Annotated in this window: 15 protein-coding genes; 8 read left to right on the top strand and 7 right to left on the bottom strand. The window is 34.4% G+C overall.

Annotated features, from left to right (window positions below; genetic code table 11):
- Nucleotides 1-30: 30 nt before the first annotated feature.
- The 5 genes from fldA to cls all read left to right on the top strand — a co-directional run bounded on the left by fldA (nucleotide 31) and on the right by cls (nucleotide 3,648).
- Complete coding sequence (fldA, locus tag DKK70_RS03725; RefSeq protein ID WP_110422771.1) at nucleotides 31-543, top strand: flavodoxin FldA; 513 nt, start codon at nucleotides 31-33, stop codon at nucleotides 541-543.
- A gap of 78 nt (nucleotides 544-621) precedes the next feature.
- Nucleotides 622-1,080, top strand: coding sequence for a ferric iron uptake transcriptional regulator (gene fur / locus DKK70_RS03720; RefSeq protein WP_034884029.1), 459 nt, complete (start codon nucleotides 622-624; stop codon nucleotides 1,078-1,080).
- A gap of 70 nt (nucleotides 1,081-1,150) precedes the next feature.
- A complete protein-coding gene (locus DKK70_RS03715) occupies nucleotides 1,151-1,693 on the top strand; it encodes an inner membrane-spanning protein YciB (RefSeq protein ID WP_110422770.1) in 543 nt (180 codons plus the stop codon).
- A 27-nt stretch (nucleotides 1,694-1,720) separates the two neighbouring features.
- Entirely contained in the window at nucleotides 1,721-2,179 is a 459-nt protein-coding gene (gene yciA, locus DKK70_RS03710; protein ID WP_034884025.1) for an acyl-CoA thioester hydrolase YciA, read from the top strand.
- A 5-nt stretch (nucleotides 2,180-2,184) separates the two neighbouring features.
- Nucleotides 2,185-3,648: a cardiolipin synthase gene (gene cls, locus DKK70_RS03705; protein WP_110422769.1), complete on the top strand. Its 1,464-nt coding sequence runs from the start codon at nucleotides 2,185-2,187 to the stop codon at nucleotides 3,646-3,648.
- A 69-nt stretch (nucleotides 3,649-3,717) separates the two neighbouring features.
- Here cls and cpdA read toward each other — a convergent pair whose 3' ends face one another.
- Together cpdA and nudF are read right to left on the bottom strand one after the other, a co-directional pair.
- Nucleotides 3,718-4,548 (bottom strand): 3',5'-cyclic-AMP phosphodiesterase, encoded by an 831-nt coding sequence (cpdA, locus tag DKK70_RS03700; RefSeq protein ID WP_181415901.1) that lies wholly within the window; start codon nucleotides 4,546-4,548, stop codon nucleotides 3,718-3,720.
- A 160-nt stretch (nucleotides 4,549-4,708) separates the two neighbouring features.
- The gene (gene nudF / locus DKK70_RS03695; RefSeq protein WP_110432783.1) at nucleotides 4,709-5,338 is read right to left on the bottom strand and encodes an ADP-ribose diphosphatase; all 630 of its coding nucleotides are present in this window, start codon (nucleotides 5,336-5,338) and stop codon (nucleotides 4,709-4,711) included.
- A gap of 138 nt (nucleotides 5,339-5,476) precedes the next feature.
- Here nudF and tolC point away from each other — a divergent pair, with 138 nt between their 5' ends.
- Nucleotides 5,477-6,823: an outer membrane channel protein TolC gene (gene tolC / locus DKK70_RS03690; RefSeq protein ID WP_110432782.1), complete on the top strand. Its 1,347-nt coding sequence runs from the start codon at nucleotides 5,477-5,479 to the stop codon at nucleotides 6,821-6,823.
- Nucleotides 6,824-6,944: 121 nt separating this feature from the next.
- Here the strand turns inward: tolC and DKK70_RS03685 are convergent, their stop codons facing one another.
- Nucleotides 6,945-7,832, bottom strand: a complete 888-nt coding sequence (locus DKK70_RS03685; RefSeq protein ID WP_110432781.1) for a LysR family transcriptional regulator — start codon at nucleotides 7,830-7,832, stop codon at nucleotides 6,945-6,947.
- 398 nt (nucleotides 7,833-8,230) lie between these two features.
- On the opposite strand from DKK70_RS03685, the gene DKK70_RS03680 reads away from it, so the two are divergent.
- Nucleotides 8,231-8,551 (top strand): NADP oxidoreductase coenzyme F420-dependent family protein, encoded by a 321-nt coding sequence (locus tag DKK70_RS03680; RefSeq protein WP_110432780.1) that lies wholly within the window; start codon nucleotides 8,231-8,233, stop codon nucleotides 8,549-8,551.
- A gap of 104 nt (nucleotides 8,552-8,655) precedes the next feature.
- Nucleotides 8,656-9,441: an SDR family NAD(P)-dependent oxidoreductase gene (locus DKK70_RS03675; RefSeq protein ID WP_110432779.1), complete on the top strand. Its 786-nt coding sequence runs from the start codon at nucleotides 8,656-8,658 to the stop codon at nucleotides 9,439-9,441.
- Nucleotides 9,442-9,876: 435 nt separating this feature from the next.
- On the opposite strand, the gene DKK70_RS16670 is transcribed toward DKK70_RS03675, so the two are convergent.
- The 4 genes from DKK70_RS16670 to DKK70_RS03660 all read right to left on the bottom strand — a co-directional run bounded on the left by DKK70_RS16670 (nucleotide 9,877) and on the right by DKK70_RS03660 (nucleotide 16,063).
- Entirely contained in the window at nucleotides 9,877-10,053 is a 177-nt protein-coding gene (locus DKK70_RS16670; RefSeq protein WP_181415900.1) for a hypothetical protein, read from the bottom strand.
- 108 nt (nucleotides 10,054-10,161) lie between these two features.
- Complete coding sequence (locus tag DKK70_RS03670; protein ID WP_181415899.1) at nucleotides 10,162-11,535, bottom strand: hypothetical protein; 1,374 nt, start codon at nucleotides 11,533-11,535, stop codon at nucleotides 10,162-10,164.
- A gap of 738 nt (nucleotides 11,536-12,273) precedes the next feature.
- The gene (locus DKK70_RS03665; RefSeq protein WP_110432777.1) at nucleotides 12,274-13,806 is read right to left on the bottom strand and encodes a hypothetical protein; all 1,533 of its coding nucleotides are present in this window, start codon (nucleotides 13,804-13,806) and stop codon (nucleotides 12,274-12,276) included.
- A gap of 754 nt (nucleotides 13,807-14,560) precedes the next feature.
- Nucleotides 14,561-16,063 (bottom strand): hypothetical protein, encoded by a 1,503-nt coding sequence (locus DKK70_RS03660; protein ID WP_110432776.1) that lies wholly within the window; start codon nucleotides 16,061-16,063, stop codon nucleotides 14,561-14,563.
- Nucleotides 16,064-16,514: the final 451 nt, after the last annotated feature.

The following is a 16,514-nucleotide window of genomic DNA, read 5'->3' as shown; positions in this document are numbered from 1 at the left end:
TTATATTGTAAAAACAGTAAAGGTAAAAATATGGCACAAGTTGGAATTTTTTTTGGTAGTGACACCGGTAATACAGAAAATGTAGCTAAACAAATCCAACAAATTTTAGGTACAGATAAAGCTGATCTTTTTGATATCGCAAAAACAACAAAAGAACATATTGAAAAATATGATTTTTTATTTTTTGGTATTCCGACTTGGTACTATGGTGAATCTCAAGCTGATTGGGATGATTTTTTTCCTAATCTAGAACAAGTTGATTTCAATGGAAAAACAGTAGCAATTTTTGGTTGTGGTGACCAAGAAGATTATGCTGAGTATTTTTGTGATGCCATGGGAACTCTCCGCGATATTATTGAACCTAAAGGCGCTAAAATTGTTGGTCATTGGTCAACAGAAGGTTACAGCTTTGAAGCTTCTAAAAGTTTAATTGATGACAACCATTTTGTCGGTTTAGCCATCGATGAAGATCGTCAACCTGAATTAACACAAGAACGTATTAATAATTGGGTAAATCAAGTAAAAAGCGAAATGAATATTTGATCTATTGAAGTGATTTATTTTATTTTCCGTTCATATTTTTATAATATGATTAACTAATTAACTAAACTGGAATGTAATATGACAAATCATGATAAAGATAATAATGCAGCGCTCAAAAGTGCCGGCTTAAAGGTTACGTTACCTCGTTTAAAAATTTTAGAATTATTGCGAGACCCTTCATGCCAACACATTACTGTCGAAGATCTTTATAAGAAATTAATTGATATGGGCGAAGAAATTGGTCTTGCTACGGTTTATCGTGTATTAAATCAATTTGATGACGCGGGTATTGTGACTCGTCATAATTTTGAAGGAGGAAGAGCGGTTTTCGAACTTGCCTCACAAAAACATCATGACCATTTAATTTGTTTAGATTGTGGTGAAGTTTTTGAATTCCGTGATGAAATTATTAATCAACGTCAGAAAGAAATCGCAGAACAATATGGTGTTACCTTAACCTTTCATAGTTTATATCTTTATGGACATTGTAAATCAGGTAACTGTAAAGCTCATCCAGAACTTCATACAAAAAAATAAGCCTATATCATAGGCTTTTTACTTATCGGTAATACGAATACTTACTTTCATCTTTCAGGTTAATAATTAAATGAAGCAGCTTTTAAATTTTATTCCACTTATCGTCTTTTTTATATTTTTAACATTTTACGATATTTTTGTCGGTGTTAAAGCATTAATGATTGCTTCAACAGTATCATTTTTGATCATTCTTGTTTTGTATAAAAAACTTGATAAAGTTGAACTGATATCTTATATGATGATAATGATTTTTGGTGGAGTGACACTTTATACACAAAATCAAGATATTATTAAATGGAAAGTGACCATTATAAATTTCTTATTCGCTGCTGCGTTAGCTATTAGTCAGTTCGGTTTCAAAAAAAACTTACTACAAAAAATGTTAGGTAAAGAAATACAGCTTGATATAGCTATTTGGAATAAACTGAATTTGATATGGATAGTTTTTTTTATTATTTGCGGTTCCTTCAGTTTAGTTGCAACATATTATGCATCAAGTGATTTCTTCTGGATCTTTAAGGTATTTATTTTACCGGGTGCATCATTAGTAATGTCTTTGATTTCTGGAATTTATATTTATCGTCATATGAATAAAACGACTGAAAACGGATAAAATTATATAAGTAGGAGTATTTTTAACATGACACAAAACGAAAATAACCCAAAAGGACAATTGGTTTTACGAACTTTAGCCATGCCGGCAGACACTAATCCTCATGGACATATTTTTGGTGGCTGGATCATGTCTCAAATGGATTTAGCCGGAGGTATTTTGGCGAAAGAAATTGCCAAGAGAAGAGTGGTAACCGTTAATGCAAGTAGTATCACCTTCTATAAACCGGCAATGGTAGGGGATGTAGTTTGTTGTTATGCACATTGTATAAAAACTGGTAAAACATCGATTACTATCGGAATCGAAGTCTGGATAAAAAAAATAACAGATGCTGACAATATGATGCAACGCTTCTGTATTACCGATGCAACATTTACCTATGTTTCAGTCGATAAACATAATAATCCGAAGCCGTTACCAGAAATATTCCAAAATTATGACTGTACTAAAGACCCTATTAGTAAACTAAATTTAAGTTATAGCTGATAAATATGCAATTTACTTCATTTCATGCATTAGTAAGTACATTAATTTTTCTTGTTTACTGGTTGCTTATTGTATCGACCACGTTACGTATTGTCTTTAAAAGACGACCAACCACTTACGTCATTGCATGGATGTTAGTTATTTATATTTTACCGATTATTGGTGTCATCCTCTATTTTGCACTTGGCGAAGCTCACCTTGGTCAACAAAGAGCGAAGCGTGCGCAAAAAATGCGCCCTACTATAAGCAAATTTATTAATAGAATAAGTGCATTTCCTGACATATTTACTACTAAAGTTAGTCAAGTTAGTAAACCCATTTTTCAACTTTGTAAACATCAAACAGGTCTTGATGGAATCAGAGGAAATCACATTGAATTGTTAAGTAATACTGATGCCATTTTCGATCGATTAATTGCTGATATCAACCAAGCCAAATCGAATATAGAAATGGTTTTTTACATCTGGAATGAAGGTGGTAAAGCTGATGATGTTGAACAAGCACTTATTCAAGCCACGCAGCGAGGTGTCATTTGTCGTTTAATGATTGACTCAGCTGGTAGTCGACATTTTATTCGCTCAAAGGCCTGCCAAAGAATGCGTGATGCTGGTATTGTTATCGTTGAAGCGTTACAAGTGAATCTATTAAGATTCATGTTTAGACGTCTTGATTTACGTCAACACCGCAAAGTCGCCATTATCGATAACTATATCTCATATACCGGTAGCATGAATATAGTTGACCCTCGATTCTTTAAACAAAATAAGCATGTTGGTGAATGGGTTGACATAATGATCAGAATGTGTGGTCCAGTAACCACCTTAATGGGTGCTATATATGCCAGTGATTGGGAACTTGAAACAGGTAAATATTTAGCCCTTCCTCAGATTACCGATTTTGCAGAGCCTCCGGAAGAAGAAAAACACATTATGCAACTTATTGCTTCTGGTCCGGGTTATACCGAAAATATGATACATCAAGTATTATTAACTGCAATTTACTCTGCTCAAGAACAAATTATTTTCACAACGCCTTATTTAGTGCCAAGTGATGATATTTTACATGCTGTATGTACCGCGGCTCAGCGAGGAGTTGAAGTTATCATCATCGTGCCTAAAAAGAATGATTCGTTAATGGTTAAATGGGCTAGTCGAGCCTTCTTTTCAGAATTATTAAACGGTGGCGTTAAGCTTTATCAGTTCAATGATAATTTACTACATACCAAAAGCGTACTAATCGATAATCAACTTAGTTTGGTTGGTACGGTTAATTTAGATATGCGGAGTTTATGGCTAAATTTTGAAATTACTACGGTAATTGATGATGCACAGTTTGCCAAATCATTATCTGCATTATTGGAACAATATTTATCACAATCAGATAAAATTGCTATAGCAAAATGGAAAAAACGACCAATCTGGCAACGAGTTGTTGAACGATTATTCTACTTCTTTGCGCCTTTACTCTAATCGATTAACTCAAAAAGTCAAAATACCAATCAGACTGATAAATTATGCTTAATTTTGAATAAGTTAAAGTTAATAACCTTTTTGCGAAATATCCGGTAAAAATCGGTTATCTGCAATACGAAAAACACTAGATTTTAGCGTTCCATCTTCATCAAGAATAATTTCCCGCCAACCTGGAGCATCCTCATTAGATAATTGAAAATCATAGCAATTAGGCTTAAATTGAAAACAGGTAGAAGGTGTTGAAAACGCATGACAATTATGCCAGATATGATCTTGTTGTTGGTGAATATGTCCCCAACCTAGACCTTTAATTGCCGGAAATTTTTTAATGATCTTCTCAAGTTGATCACTATTTTTCAAAATATGCTCATCTAACCAATGGCACCCCGAATTAATAGGATGATGATGTAAAAATAGCAGTGCGTTTTTATCTGCATGAACTAACAATGTCTCTTCAAGAAACTGCAATTCCTTTTCAGATAACATACCATAAGCTTGACCAACTACTTGGCTATTTAACAACAATATCAGCCAATTCTCGCCAAGTAATATTGCTTTATTATCCACCAACTGATAATTTGAAAACACTTCTTGCATATAACTAAAGTTATCATGGTTACCAGCTAACCAGACACATGGTGTATCAAATTGCTTGATCTGCTCAGCAAAACGCGCATAGGATTTTTTCGAACCATCTTGCACAAAATCTCCTGTGGCCACAATTAAATCATACTGCTTATTAGTATGCTTAATTTCATTAATAACCGATAAAAAACTCGCATTCGACTTAACGCCTAATAATGAGCCAGCATTATCAGAAAACAGATGTGTATCAGTAATATGCAAAATTTTTGCACAATGCTTATTTTGTATTTGAAGCGTTAAAAGTGACTCCAAAATTTACCTCTATTAGTTATTAAATGAAATTATTTCAGCAATAGAATTGATATTGTGATCAACATCACAATTTTTTATTTTTAAATCATGATGTTATATCAAATTGTAAAATAAATTCTATCTTTAGGAAAGAAATAATTTTCTTTTTAACAAAAATAGCTTATTTCCATTCATCCTTTAATGATTGATGGTTAAGTTGTAACCATTGCAAGGCGATAATTGATGCTGCATTGTTAATTATTCCTTCTTCCACCCATTGGTATGCTTGCTCACGACTTACCACATGAACCTTAATATCTTCGTTTTCTTCAGCCAGACCGTGTACTCCTCTTGCTGTCGAAGAATCAACTTGACCAACCAAAATATGCAATTGCTCGGTTAAACCACCGGGTGAAGCTAAATAACTAATAATTGGCTTACATTGTCCAACTATAATGCCCGCTTCTTCCATCGCTTCTCGTTTTGCCACTTCTTCGCTTGATTCATTATCGTGATCCATCATTCCAGCGATAAGTTCTAGCATCCACGGAGTATCTTGTGTATCAATCGCGGCTATCCGAATTTGTTCAATTAGAACCACTTCATCACGTTTATCATCATATGCTAACAGTACCACCGCGTGACCTCGATCTAAAATTTCTCGAGTGACAGCGTCGCTAACCGAACCATCAAATTTACGGTATTGAAAACGATATTCATATAATGAAAAAAAGCCTTTATATAAAATTCGTTTAGTTAAATTAAAAACATCTTTTTTGTTAAAAACTATTGGTGTAGGTCTATATTTCATATCAGTTTCTCGACTTTGGGCTAAATTTTATTAAAAAGTGCGAATCACGAATTAGGATACTTTCTATATGCTAATTATCTGTTAAAATTATGCAATTGGAAATATTATTCTATTTTATTGCTTTTAAAGAGAAGATTGATGAAAAAAACTTTAACTTTTTTAATTGGCTTAGCATTAAGTCAATCTGTTTTTGCTGAAAACTTAGTTCAGGTTTATGAACAAGCAAAAGATACTAACCCAGATCTTCGCAGTTCATTGGCTGAAAAAGATAAAGCTTACTCAGCCATTTCAGGTTCTCGTGCAAGTTTACTTCCGCAAGTTGGCCTTAGTGCTTCTTATGATGTAACACATGGACGTCGGGATGATCGCGGGAGGAATACTAAAAGCGGTAACTTATATCAAGTTGCCCTATCACAAAGTATTTTTAATTTTTCCAGTTGGAAAGCCTTAGATATCAGTAAAAAACAAGCAACTATTGCTGATATTTCTTATCAATATCAAGGTCAGACGTTAATTCTAAATACTTCTGTAGCTTACTTTAACGTACTTAAATGTCTTGATGCATTAAGCTTTATTGATGCGCAGAAAAAAGCAATTGGTCGTCAATTAGATCAAACTCGTCAGCAACATAAAGTTGGCTTAGTTGCAATAACTGACGTACAAAATGCACAAGCGAATTATGATTTAACTGTAGCGCAACAGGTTAATGCGTTGAATGATCTGAATAACGCGCTTGAAGCATTACGCCAAGTAAGTGGTCGTTTTTACTCTAACTTAGCTAGCGTTGATACCAATACGTTTAAAACGCAAGAACCAACCCAAATCACCACTTTACTAAAACAATCTGAAAAAACTAACCTTAACTTATTAACAATGAAGTTAAATCAAGAGATTGCACGTGATCAAATTAAAATGGCTTATTCTGGCTTCATGCCTACCGCTAGTTTACAGGCATCAACCAATCTAAATAAATCGGAACCTTATGGTGATTACTATTATGAACGTCATGCTGCTGGTAAAAGATATTCTGGCGATAATAGGATTGGCGTTAGTGTAAGTTTACCACTATTCTCTGGCGGAGCTACTGTATCTCAAGTGCAACAAGCACAACAAAATTTTGTTAGTTTCAGTGAAAAGCTTGAAAGTACCAATCGCAGTGTGATTAATCAAGTTCGTTCGTCTTATAACAATATCTCATCTTCAATCAGTGCAATTAAGGCTTATCAACAAGCGGTGGTTTCTGCACAAAGTTCATTAGAAGCTACATCTTCTGGTTATCAAGTAGGTACTCGAACTATCGTTGATGTACTTAATGCAACAACTCAACTTTATAGTTCAAAACGAAATTTATCTGACGCAAAATATGGTTATTTAACCAGTCTATTACAGTTGAAGTATTCTGTTGGTACTTTAACGGCAGATGATTTAATTTATTTAAATAATATGCTAGGTAAAGAAGTTAGTACTTTAGCTACCATAGAATAATCTCTCATATAAAAAGGCGATTTTATCGCCTTTTTTATTCTTGTTGACTTTATTGAGTATCTAAATAAAGCAAGTCTGAATTTTTAAACTAATTTAAAAATTGAAAAAAATATTCTATTTATCACATTGAATTAGTGATAAATTCAATAAACATCTTAAGTTTAGGTAGTTGCTGTTTATCAGATTTATAAAGTAGATGAACTTCTCTTGCTGGCGGTAAAAAATCCTGAAGCACCGTGATCAATTTACTTTGTTTAATAGATTCATTCAACACTGATTCTGGTAACATTGTGATCCCTAAACCTTCAACTGCAGCTGCTGCTAATATTGAAGTATTATTACTTTGAAATGCCCCAGTAATAGCTATATTAATTAACTCACCATTTACAGTAAAAGGCCAGAAATTATCTTTTTTGGTAGGATTGGCATATTGATAAATTAAGCATTGATGATTTTTCAAATCATTCGGTACAGATGGCACTCCATACTTAGCTAAATAACTTGGCGATGCCGCGAAAATAAGCTGTAACTTATTAAGTTTACGAGCAATTAAACCGGAATCATTTAATGTACCAATTCGAAATACCGCATCAAAATCATCTTTCACTAGATCAACATAACGATCACTTAATTGAATATCGATATTTAATTTAGGGTAACATTTCATAAAACGACTTATAACAGGAAGCAAATTGAATTGACCATAACTCACAGGCGCACTAATTCTTAATCTTCCTTTAGGCTCTTGACAAAATTGTTGTGCTAATGCTTTGGTGTTTTTAACTTCACTCAAGATGAACACACATCTTTCATAATATTGTTTACCAAACTCGGTTAGCCTTTGCGATCTTGTTGTTCGATTCAATAACTTTAAGCCTAAATAATCTTCTAAAAATACCACATATTTAGCGATCATTTGTGGTGATGTATTTAATGAAGTTGCTGACGCGACAAATGAGCCGGTTTTTACTGTCAACACGAAAGCTTCCATACTTCTTAATAGATCCATATTACCAACCCTTAGTTGTTAATAATTCAATTTTGATACCATTTATCATCTTTTATTTTAAGATAATAATATAACAAATTTATCTTTTACAACGGAATGACTAGATTAAAAAATTGGTATTGTAGCGACGAAGTTAGTTGATTAGGCTTGCGCTAAATTATTTATCCAGACTAAATATCAAATCAGGTTATGCAGTTCACAAGAGAAAAACATTATTTAGTATAGCAAGCGGTTTAGATTTGAAATTGGCAGTCAAGAAGAGATAATTGATTAAAGTGATATCATTCTTGGTCCTATCCCAACTATCAGTTATCAATTATTAACAATTGCCAACGATGCTTCTCAATAATCGGATCGTGTTTGATGCAATCAATTACTATCTTAATCATGATGAATATATGGAATTATTAGATAGCTATCAAACTATTATCATTAAATTAGCCGGTAAACATCTTTATAATTCAAACATAGTTAAAATATCTAACACTATTTTTGTGAAAGAAATTTTCAAAGGTGCAAAAAACAATGATAAAACCAATCAAAGAGTACTCTCCGTTATAGGTAATGATGATTTGATGAAAGCAACAGGATATGAGCTAATTGATCAAGTCGGATTTGATTATGTTGATATAGAAAAATTATCCGATAGTTGGCGCTTTGAGCGTACTAAATCTGCTTATTGCGTTCCAGCTAATCTGGAACAATTAAACAAGTATTAGCTAAGGCTGAAGACAGAGACGAATTGCTTAATGATTTATGAACAGTCTCAATTAATATTGTGATTTATTGAAATTCAAACAACAATTTTAAAGGTAATTAGAAAATGGTAAAAACCGAACAAAGATATACAGTCATTACTGGCGCAAGCTCTGGCATAGGTTATGCAACGGCAATCGCATTTGCTAAACGTAACAAACCATTAATTATTATTGCTAGACGGCAAGAGCAGTTAACCCTACTAAAACAAAAAATTGCCGATTTTAATCCACAATTAGATGTCATTATAAAAATATGTGACTTGTCTTCCTCCAGCAATGTGCATTCACTTTTTACAGATTTAGAGCCATATTTTATTGAAACTTGGATCAATAACGCTGGTTTTGGCCATTATGGTAGTGTTGGTGAGCAAGATTTAAATAAAATAGAATCCATGTTGCATCTCAACATTGAAGCATTAACCATTCTATCAACGCTCTATGTGCGTAAATACCAGAACCATTCAGATACGCAACTTATCAATATCTCATCAAGGGGGGGATATACTATCGTTCCCAATGCAGTCACATATTGCGCAACCAAATTTTACGTTAATGCCTTTACTGAAGGATTAGCGCAAGAACTGATACAAGCTAAAGCTCAGTTACGAGCCAAAGTTCTAGCCCCAGCCGCAACCCAAACTGAATTTGGAAAAAAAGCCAATAATGTTGATGAATATGATTATGATAAGAGCTTTGCCAAATATCATTCTGCCGAACAAATGGCCGAGTTTTTATTAGCGCTTTATGATAGCGATAAAATCATTGGAGAGATTAGCACGAAGGATTTCTCTTTCACTTTAAAAGATAGTATATTTCCTTATTCTGGAAACCCCGCAGAAAATCAGAAATAAACAGTTAAATATTGTTGATTAAAGGAATCTTGGGGCTTGAAAAACCCCATTCCTTACTTTTTATGCGTAATTTTTATTTTCATGGGTGGACCAACGTTTTACGCTTTCATGGTGCTATCTTTTCAAGATAGCATTTAAAGCGTAAATAACCCAATAACTGGGTTTGCGCGAACACACTTTGCAGACACCTGCGGTGCTCTGGCAAAATCGTCACGGTATGACTTGCTTTTTCACTGGTTCAGTCTAAACACATTAGCGATTATTTGTTTCAGAATAACCCTGCCAAACACACATAACACTTTTCAGTTGTTAGCTAACTCCGAAGATGCTAAATAATCTACCCCAACTTGTAATAATCTGGGTGATTTATTTGTATATTAAGCTGTCGCTTTTAAATTAAACCCTATTAACTACTTAACGACATTTAACGATTGATTATAGAGTAAAAAAACGACCTTCAGCAATAAAGTTAACTTTTTTACTTAATAATAGTGTGTCTTCAAGATTCATTTTATATACTCCATTAATATTTAACTCTCTGCGCCACCACTTTTGATATTGTAGGTCGCGCATTTTTTTGTTAATGCCACAAAATGACTTTTTACTACTCACTTCGTCAACACTATTGCCTTTGTAAAGCTATTATTCTTTAGCAAACAAACTCTCTTTTTCCTAATCCCTGCTTCCTTACCAGATGAATTAAGAGCTAATAAATAATAACTAAGGATAGACGCAAAGCCCATAGTCGTTCACAACACTGCGAGTCACATAGCCATGGTAAGAACTAACGATAAATTGGTTACTACCCGTAGCATCGCTCGTCCAAAAATGATTGTAGGGGAAGGCGTTAAAGTTGGCACTGGGATAATTGGACATGTCTCCCCACTCTGTGAAGAACCCTGCACCAATTTGCCGCTGGTATTTATTATTAGGTGACGAGGGTGTAGCACCAACAGCTCCAAGACAGCGAGAATCTGAATTAACTCCCCGACAAGTCGCGTTAGTTAAATCCTTAACCTTAGACAGACGATAACCACCAATTTTTGTACACCAAGCTAATGTACTAGGATAACTTGAATATTCAGTACCACGGTTGACAAACCACTGCTTTAACACAAAACCATACTTGACGATGACATTACCCCGACTATCACGACCAACTAACTCAAATACCTGTGGCAAAGATGGCCTATCGATACTACGTGGATTATTAGAACTCCATTGCCAAGAGTCTGTAACGGCAGGACCAGTTAGGGTGACACGAACACTGGTATTTGTTGAATATGTCATAGTAGCCGTAACGCCACCATGAGAGACTGGTTGCCAATTTAACACTTGATTACTACCGCCTATATCTAAATCAAAATATAAACCATTAGCGCCAGTAGTTGGGAAATTCAAACCATAAGAAGAAGGTGTACTAGATTGGAGAAGAAAACCCTTACTAGAGTCCCATATTGTAGCAGGGCCGGCATAATCACCTGTACCATAAGTCAAGCTAGGTTTAGCAAAACAAATTACTGACGTTGCCTTAGGATTAATATAATAAGTGACATTACTGGCACTAAAACGACTTTCATTAGGTGCACCATAACTTGTCTTTAATGTACCGTTAGTATTAGATAACGTTAGTTTATAAGGTGCTTTACAAATAGACAGCACTTCATTTCGGCTAACGACTTGATTATTTTTATCAACAATAGATAACCTTAAACTACCCGTAGCCGTTATACCATTAACCCCTTGACCATCACCATCATCATCCCCCCAATAATTATAGGGTGATGCAATAAGAGAATTTAATTCGATTAAATTTTTATCAGTTGGTATCAACATACCAATATCTGCAAAACTCTGATCAGGTTCAGGTAACGTAATAGGGCTTTCAAAACTTGAATTATTTCTTGTAGGGGTAAATTTATCTCCATTCGAAAGGGATATCCCGAGTAGACCTTCAGTATTAGTCACACGGGTGCGACCTCCATCGAAGGTTAAGAAAGGCGCATTACCGTTAATTATATTTGAGGTTTTAGACGTTAAAGCGTGACAAGTATAGGAAGCTATTAGCCCAAACGCTAAAAAGAGACGACACAAGGATCGCGATAAAATTCGCGGAATTTTGTGTAATTTCGGTAAAAAACAAACTCTGGTAAAAGATGAACGATAGGAACTTAATTTTAGCGAAGTTAAATTATAGGTTGTCCATGTTGCGTGTTGCGTGTTGCGTGTTTAACATTATAATCCATTTAGACAATCCTGTCAATTAATATGTTGATTTATTTTTAGTTTTACGCTTGTTACTTAATTTTTAACCGTTTACATTAAACGGTTAAAAAAGTATAGTGACAGAAAAAACACGAAGCAACATTTTTTTTATTTTAATTGTTAACTTTCGTAAAGAACTTACTAAAAAGCTTAAATATCAAAATTTTTTATACCATTAAATTAAATGATAACGGCATATTTAATGCTATTGAAATTAAATATACCAAAGCACATCACCAATACAGCAGCTATTCCTAATGAACAGCAATACACGATTGTCGTTAAATAGATTTATTGCCGTCTTATGAAATAGATTAAATTTTGTAAAAATAATTAAGCAGTCTATACCGTAAATTGATGTCTATTGTTTAATAATATTTACCGAAAAAAGCACCATTCCGCAAAAATAAATCCGCCCCAATTAGAGCGGATGCTTCTCGTTAACTTCACAAAATCGCTTTTTATCGCTGAATACATTAGTGCTATTGCCTTTTTCTTTAGTCTCCTAAGGTTATTTTTCCTATCTCCAGCTGTTTAACTCCACAAAAAAGCGCAAAGAAATTAACGTTAAGGATAGACGCAAAGCCCGTAAAAGTCGGAAATACTTTGAGCTATTAAACCCGAGTCCGAGTCAACAATAAACTGGCTACTATTCGTTACAACTTTTGCCCAATAATAATGGTTGATAAAATCGGTATTATAGTAATCGCTCACTGAGCCCCACTCCGTAAAGAACCCCGCACCAATTTGACGCTGATAATAATTATGAGGTGACGAAGGTGTAGCACCAACAGCACCTTCACAGCTAGGACCCGAACCTGCTCCTTGACAAGAGGCATTAGTTAAATCGCTAACTTCAGTTATACGATATCCAATATTGGTACACCAAGATGATGTATTAGAATAGTCGTACCTATCAGAACCACGGTTGACAAACCATTGTTTTAACTTAAAACCATATTTGACGACGGCATTACCCCGACTATCACGACCAACTAACTCAAATACCTGAGGCAAAGAGGGGATAAGAATATTACCCGGATTATCTATACTCCATTGCGATTCGACAGCGACCGGGCCTGTTAGAGTGACACGAACACTATTATTGGTTGAAGGCGTCATAGTAGCCGTTATACCACCGAGAGAGACTGGTTCCCAATTTAACACTTGATTACTACCGCCTATATCTAAATCAAAATATAAACCATTAGCGCCAGTAGTTGGAAAGTTCGAACCATAAGATGAAGGTGTACTAGACTGGCGAAGAAAGCCATTCCTAGAGTCCCATATTGTAGCAGGGCCGGCATGATCACCAATACCGTTATTCAAGTTAGGTTTTGCAAAACAAATCACTGGCGCTGCTTTAGGATTAATATAGTAGGTTGCACTACTCGCATTAAAACGACTTTCATTAGGAACGCCATAACTTGTCTTTAATGTACCGTTAGTATTAGATAACGTTAGTTTATAAGGAGCGTTACAAATAGACAGTACCTCATTACGGGTAACGACTTGATTATTTTTATCAACAATAGATAACCTTAAACTACCTGTAGCTGTTATACCATTAACCCCTTGACCATCACCATCATCATCCCCCCAATAATTATAGGGTGGTGCAATAAGAGAATTTAATTCGATTGAATTTTTATCAGTTGGTATCAACATACCAATATCTGCAAAACTCTGATCAAGTTCAGGTAACGTAATTGGGCTTTCAAAACTTGAATTATTTCTTGTAGGGGTAAATTTATCTCCATTCGAAAGGGATATCCCGAGTAGAGCGTCAGTGTTTGTTGCATGTGTGATACCACCGTCGAAGGTTAGATAAGGCGCATTACCATGAATGATATTCGAAGTTTTAGAAGTTAATGCCTGGCTAGAATGGGAAATTATTAACGACAAGACAAATGATACCCCTAAAAAGATTCGCCGTAATAAAAAAGAATGATGCCAGGATTGCGATAAAACTCTCGTAATTCCACGGAACTTCGATAAAAAACAAATTTTTCTAAAAAATAGAGGTTGTGAGCATATCCTTATCGCTGACCAAGTTAAATTATAGGTTGTCCATGCTGCTTGTTTAATATTAGAATACATCTCGACAATCCATTAAGTAATATTTTGATTTATTTCCAATTTTACAACACCAATTGGATTTTAACCGTTTACATTAAACGGTTAAAAAAGTATAGTGACTGGAAAAACGCGATGCAACATTTTTTTATTTTTTATTGTTAACTTTCGTAAAGAGTTTACTAAAAGATAGAAATGTCTAAATCATTCATATAACTGAATTTAAGGGGTACAATTTATTCTATGGATTTAGGTTAAATAACCGGAATACTATCCCTTACAGTAACTATTTTACATAAAAAGCTATAACAGATTTTTGTTGACTACAGTCATTATGTACTTAATAAAAAAAATTATCTTTTTGTAGAAATAATCAGGTAACCTAGACCAGCAATCTGTATTAATTTAGGAATAATATAGAGTTAATAAGTTCAAACAACTTCGCCAATATAGTCATTTTTTAAATAAAGGGGTAATAAAAAGTTGTTGTTAATTACATTCATTTTGCAATTTATAAAATAGGATATCTTTTTATAAAAATAGTCAAAAACCCTATACCGTCAGCCGATGTTTATTGATTAAAAATTTTCACCAAAAAACACCTTTCCTCAAAAATAAATCCGCCCGATTAGAACGGATGGTTCATGCTAACGTTTATAAATCGCTTTTTATCGCTCACTTCGTTAACCCATTGTCTTTAAAAGGCAATTATTCTATAGCTAACTAACTCGATTTTTCCTATCCTCAGAGCCTTTACCCAAGGACTAAGAAATAAGCGCTAAGGATAAACGCAAACCCCGTGAAAGCTTCCGTTAGTCGCCGTAAACTTCGACACTTGACCTGTATGCGCTACAACGCGCAAATTCGTTGGATCACTCGCCCAATAGTAATAGTTGACGAAGTTGCCACCCTTGTAAGAAGCGGGAGTGGGCCACTCTGAGAAGAACCCGGCTCCAATGGTACGCTGAAGATGATTGCCCAATGATGAAGGTGTAGCACCTAAATTATTATAATTAGCATTAGTTAAATCTTTAATCTTAGACAAACGGTAACCAATATTAGTACACCAAGATGACATACTAGCATAAGTGTACATTCTATTACCGCGATTCACAAACCACTGCTTTAACACAAAACCATACTTAAGGACTTCATTATTATTACTGTCAAGACCAACTAACTCAATTACCTGAGGTAAAGATGGTTTATCGATATTACCCGGGTTATCTAAACTCCATTGCGAGTCTTTTGCGACTGGACCAGTTAATGTGATCCGAACACTATCCCGTTTTGAATTGGTCATCGTTACCTTAATATCACCATTAGCTGAAACCGCTTTCCACGTTAAAGGCTGAGCTACACCGCCTATATTTAAATCAAAATATAAATTATTAGCTCCCGTTGTAGGGAAATTTAAACCGTAAGACGATGGCGTAACTGGCTGGGGAAGAAAACCATAACCAGGGTCCCATATGGATGCTGGACCTGCATATTTACCTTTTGAAAAATTAGCACCCATGATAGGTCTAATAAAACAAATCTCTGGTACTGGCTTAGGATTAATATAATAAGTGACCTTACTCGCACCAAAATGACTTTCATTAGGCACACCATAACGTGTTTTTAATGAACCACTAGTAGTAGATAAGGTTAATTGATAAGGTGCTTTACATATATCTAACTTCGTGTTGCGAGCAACTGGCTGATTATCTCTATCAACAATGGATAAGCTTAAACTACCGGTAGAACTAATACCATCAATCCCCTGACCATCACCATCATCATCCCCCCAATAATTATAAGGAGGACCAATAAGTGAACTTAATGCAATAGAATCTGTGTTCGTTGGCACTAACATATCAATATCCACAAAACTCTGACCTGCGACAGGTAAAACGATAGGATTGTTTTTTGAATTACGGGATGAGGGAGTGAATGAGCTACCATCAGAAAGGGATATCTCGAGCAAACCGTTGGTGTTTTTCGCATGGGTACGACCACCATCGAAGGTTAAATAAGGCGCATTGCCATTAATTATATTCGTAGTTTTAGAGGTTAAGGCAAGGCTAGAATAGGAAGTTATTAACAATAAACCAAATAGTAATCCTAAAAAGATCTGCTGAAATAAAACACAACGATCTAACGATCGTGATAAAACTCGCACGATTCCGCAAAATTTTAATAACAAATAAATTGGAGTGAAAAATAAAGGTTGTAAACTTAACTTAGCTGAATTTAAATTATAGGTTGTCCATGTTAGGGGGTGGAAATTATACTCCATTCTGACGATCCTGTCAAATAACTCTATGTTTAATTTATATTTTATAACTTTGGCGACTAAACTATAGCCTCTAACTTCCTTTAAAATATTAGGAATATTAGGATAGTATAAAGATCGAAAAAAATCTCCACAACCTATTTTCTTCGCTTAACTGTTAACTTTCCTAAACAAAAATACCTAAAGATGAGAATGTCTAAACTTTTTAGATCTCAAAATTAAGAGGACTATCAAATCATAATTACATTTTACCAAATACATTAGGAGTAATTTTCGTAACTAACTCTTCTGTTTTTTTAACCGCACGTTGAATAAATATCCATCATTAATCAGTTATTAGATAATTATTATTTTTGATGTTGGCTAAATCGAATTAAGGTGACTTGGATTGTGAATTATTTGATGTTTTTTCAGGTGGTTGGGTTAACCATTAAGGAAAGTTTATTCAACAAAA

Origin of the sequence: Gilliamella apicola, from assembly GCF_003202655.1 — a bacterium.
In the GTDB taxonomy this organism is placed as follows: domain Bacteria; phylum Pseudomonadota; class Gammaproteobacteria; order Enterobacterales; family Orbaceae; genus Gilliamella; species Gilliamella apicola_R.
Note: the sequence above shows the minus strand (reverse complement) of the source record. Positions and strands in the feature narration are given on the sequence as shown.

Coding starts and splice junctions, on each gene's coding strand:
- fldA (WP_110422771.1), top strand. CDS start 31: ATGGCACAAGTTGGAATTTTTTTTGGTAGTGACACCGGTAATACAGAA.
- fur (WP_034884029.1), top strand. CDS start 622: ATGACAAATCATGATAAAGATAATAATGCAGCGCTCAAAAGTGCCGGC.
- DKK70_RS03715 (WP_110422770.1), top strand. CDS start 1,151: ATGAAGCAGCTTTTAAATTTTATTCCACTTATCGTCTTTTTTATATTT.
- yciA (WP_034884025.1), top strand. CDS start 1,721: ATGACACAAAACGAAAATAACCCAAAAGGACAATTGGTTTTACGAACT.
- cls (WP_110422769.1), top strand. CDS start 2,185: ATGCAATTTACTTCATTTCATGCATTAGTAAGTACATTAATTTTTCTT.
- nudF (WP_110432783.1), bottom strand. CDS start 5,338: ATGAAATATAGACCTACACCAATAGTTTTTAACAAAAAAGATGTTTTT.
- tolC (WP_110432782.1), top strand. CDS start 5,477: ATGAAAAAAACTTTAACTTTTTTAATTGGCTTAGCATTAAGTCAATCT.
- DKK70_RS03685 (WP_110432781.1), bottom strand. CDS start 7,832: ATGGATCTATTAAGAAGTATGGAAGCTTTCGTGTTGACAGTAAAAACC.
- DKK70_RS03680 (WP_110432780.1), top strand. CDS start 8,231: ATGGAATTATTAGATAGCTATCAAACTATTATCATTAAATTAGCCGGT.
- DKK70_RS03675 (WP_110432779.1), top strand. CDS start 8,656: ATGGTAAAAACCGAACAAAGATATACAGTCATTACTGGCGCAAGCTCT.
- DKK70_RS03665 (WP_110432777.1), bottom strand. CDS start 13,806: ATGTATTCTAATATTAAACAAGCAGCATGGACAACCTATAATTTAACT.
- DKK70_RS03660 (WP_110432776.1), bottom strand. CDS start 16,063: ATGGAGTATAATTTCCACCCCCTAACATGGACAACCTATAATTTAAAT.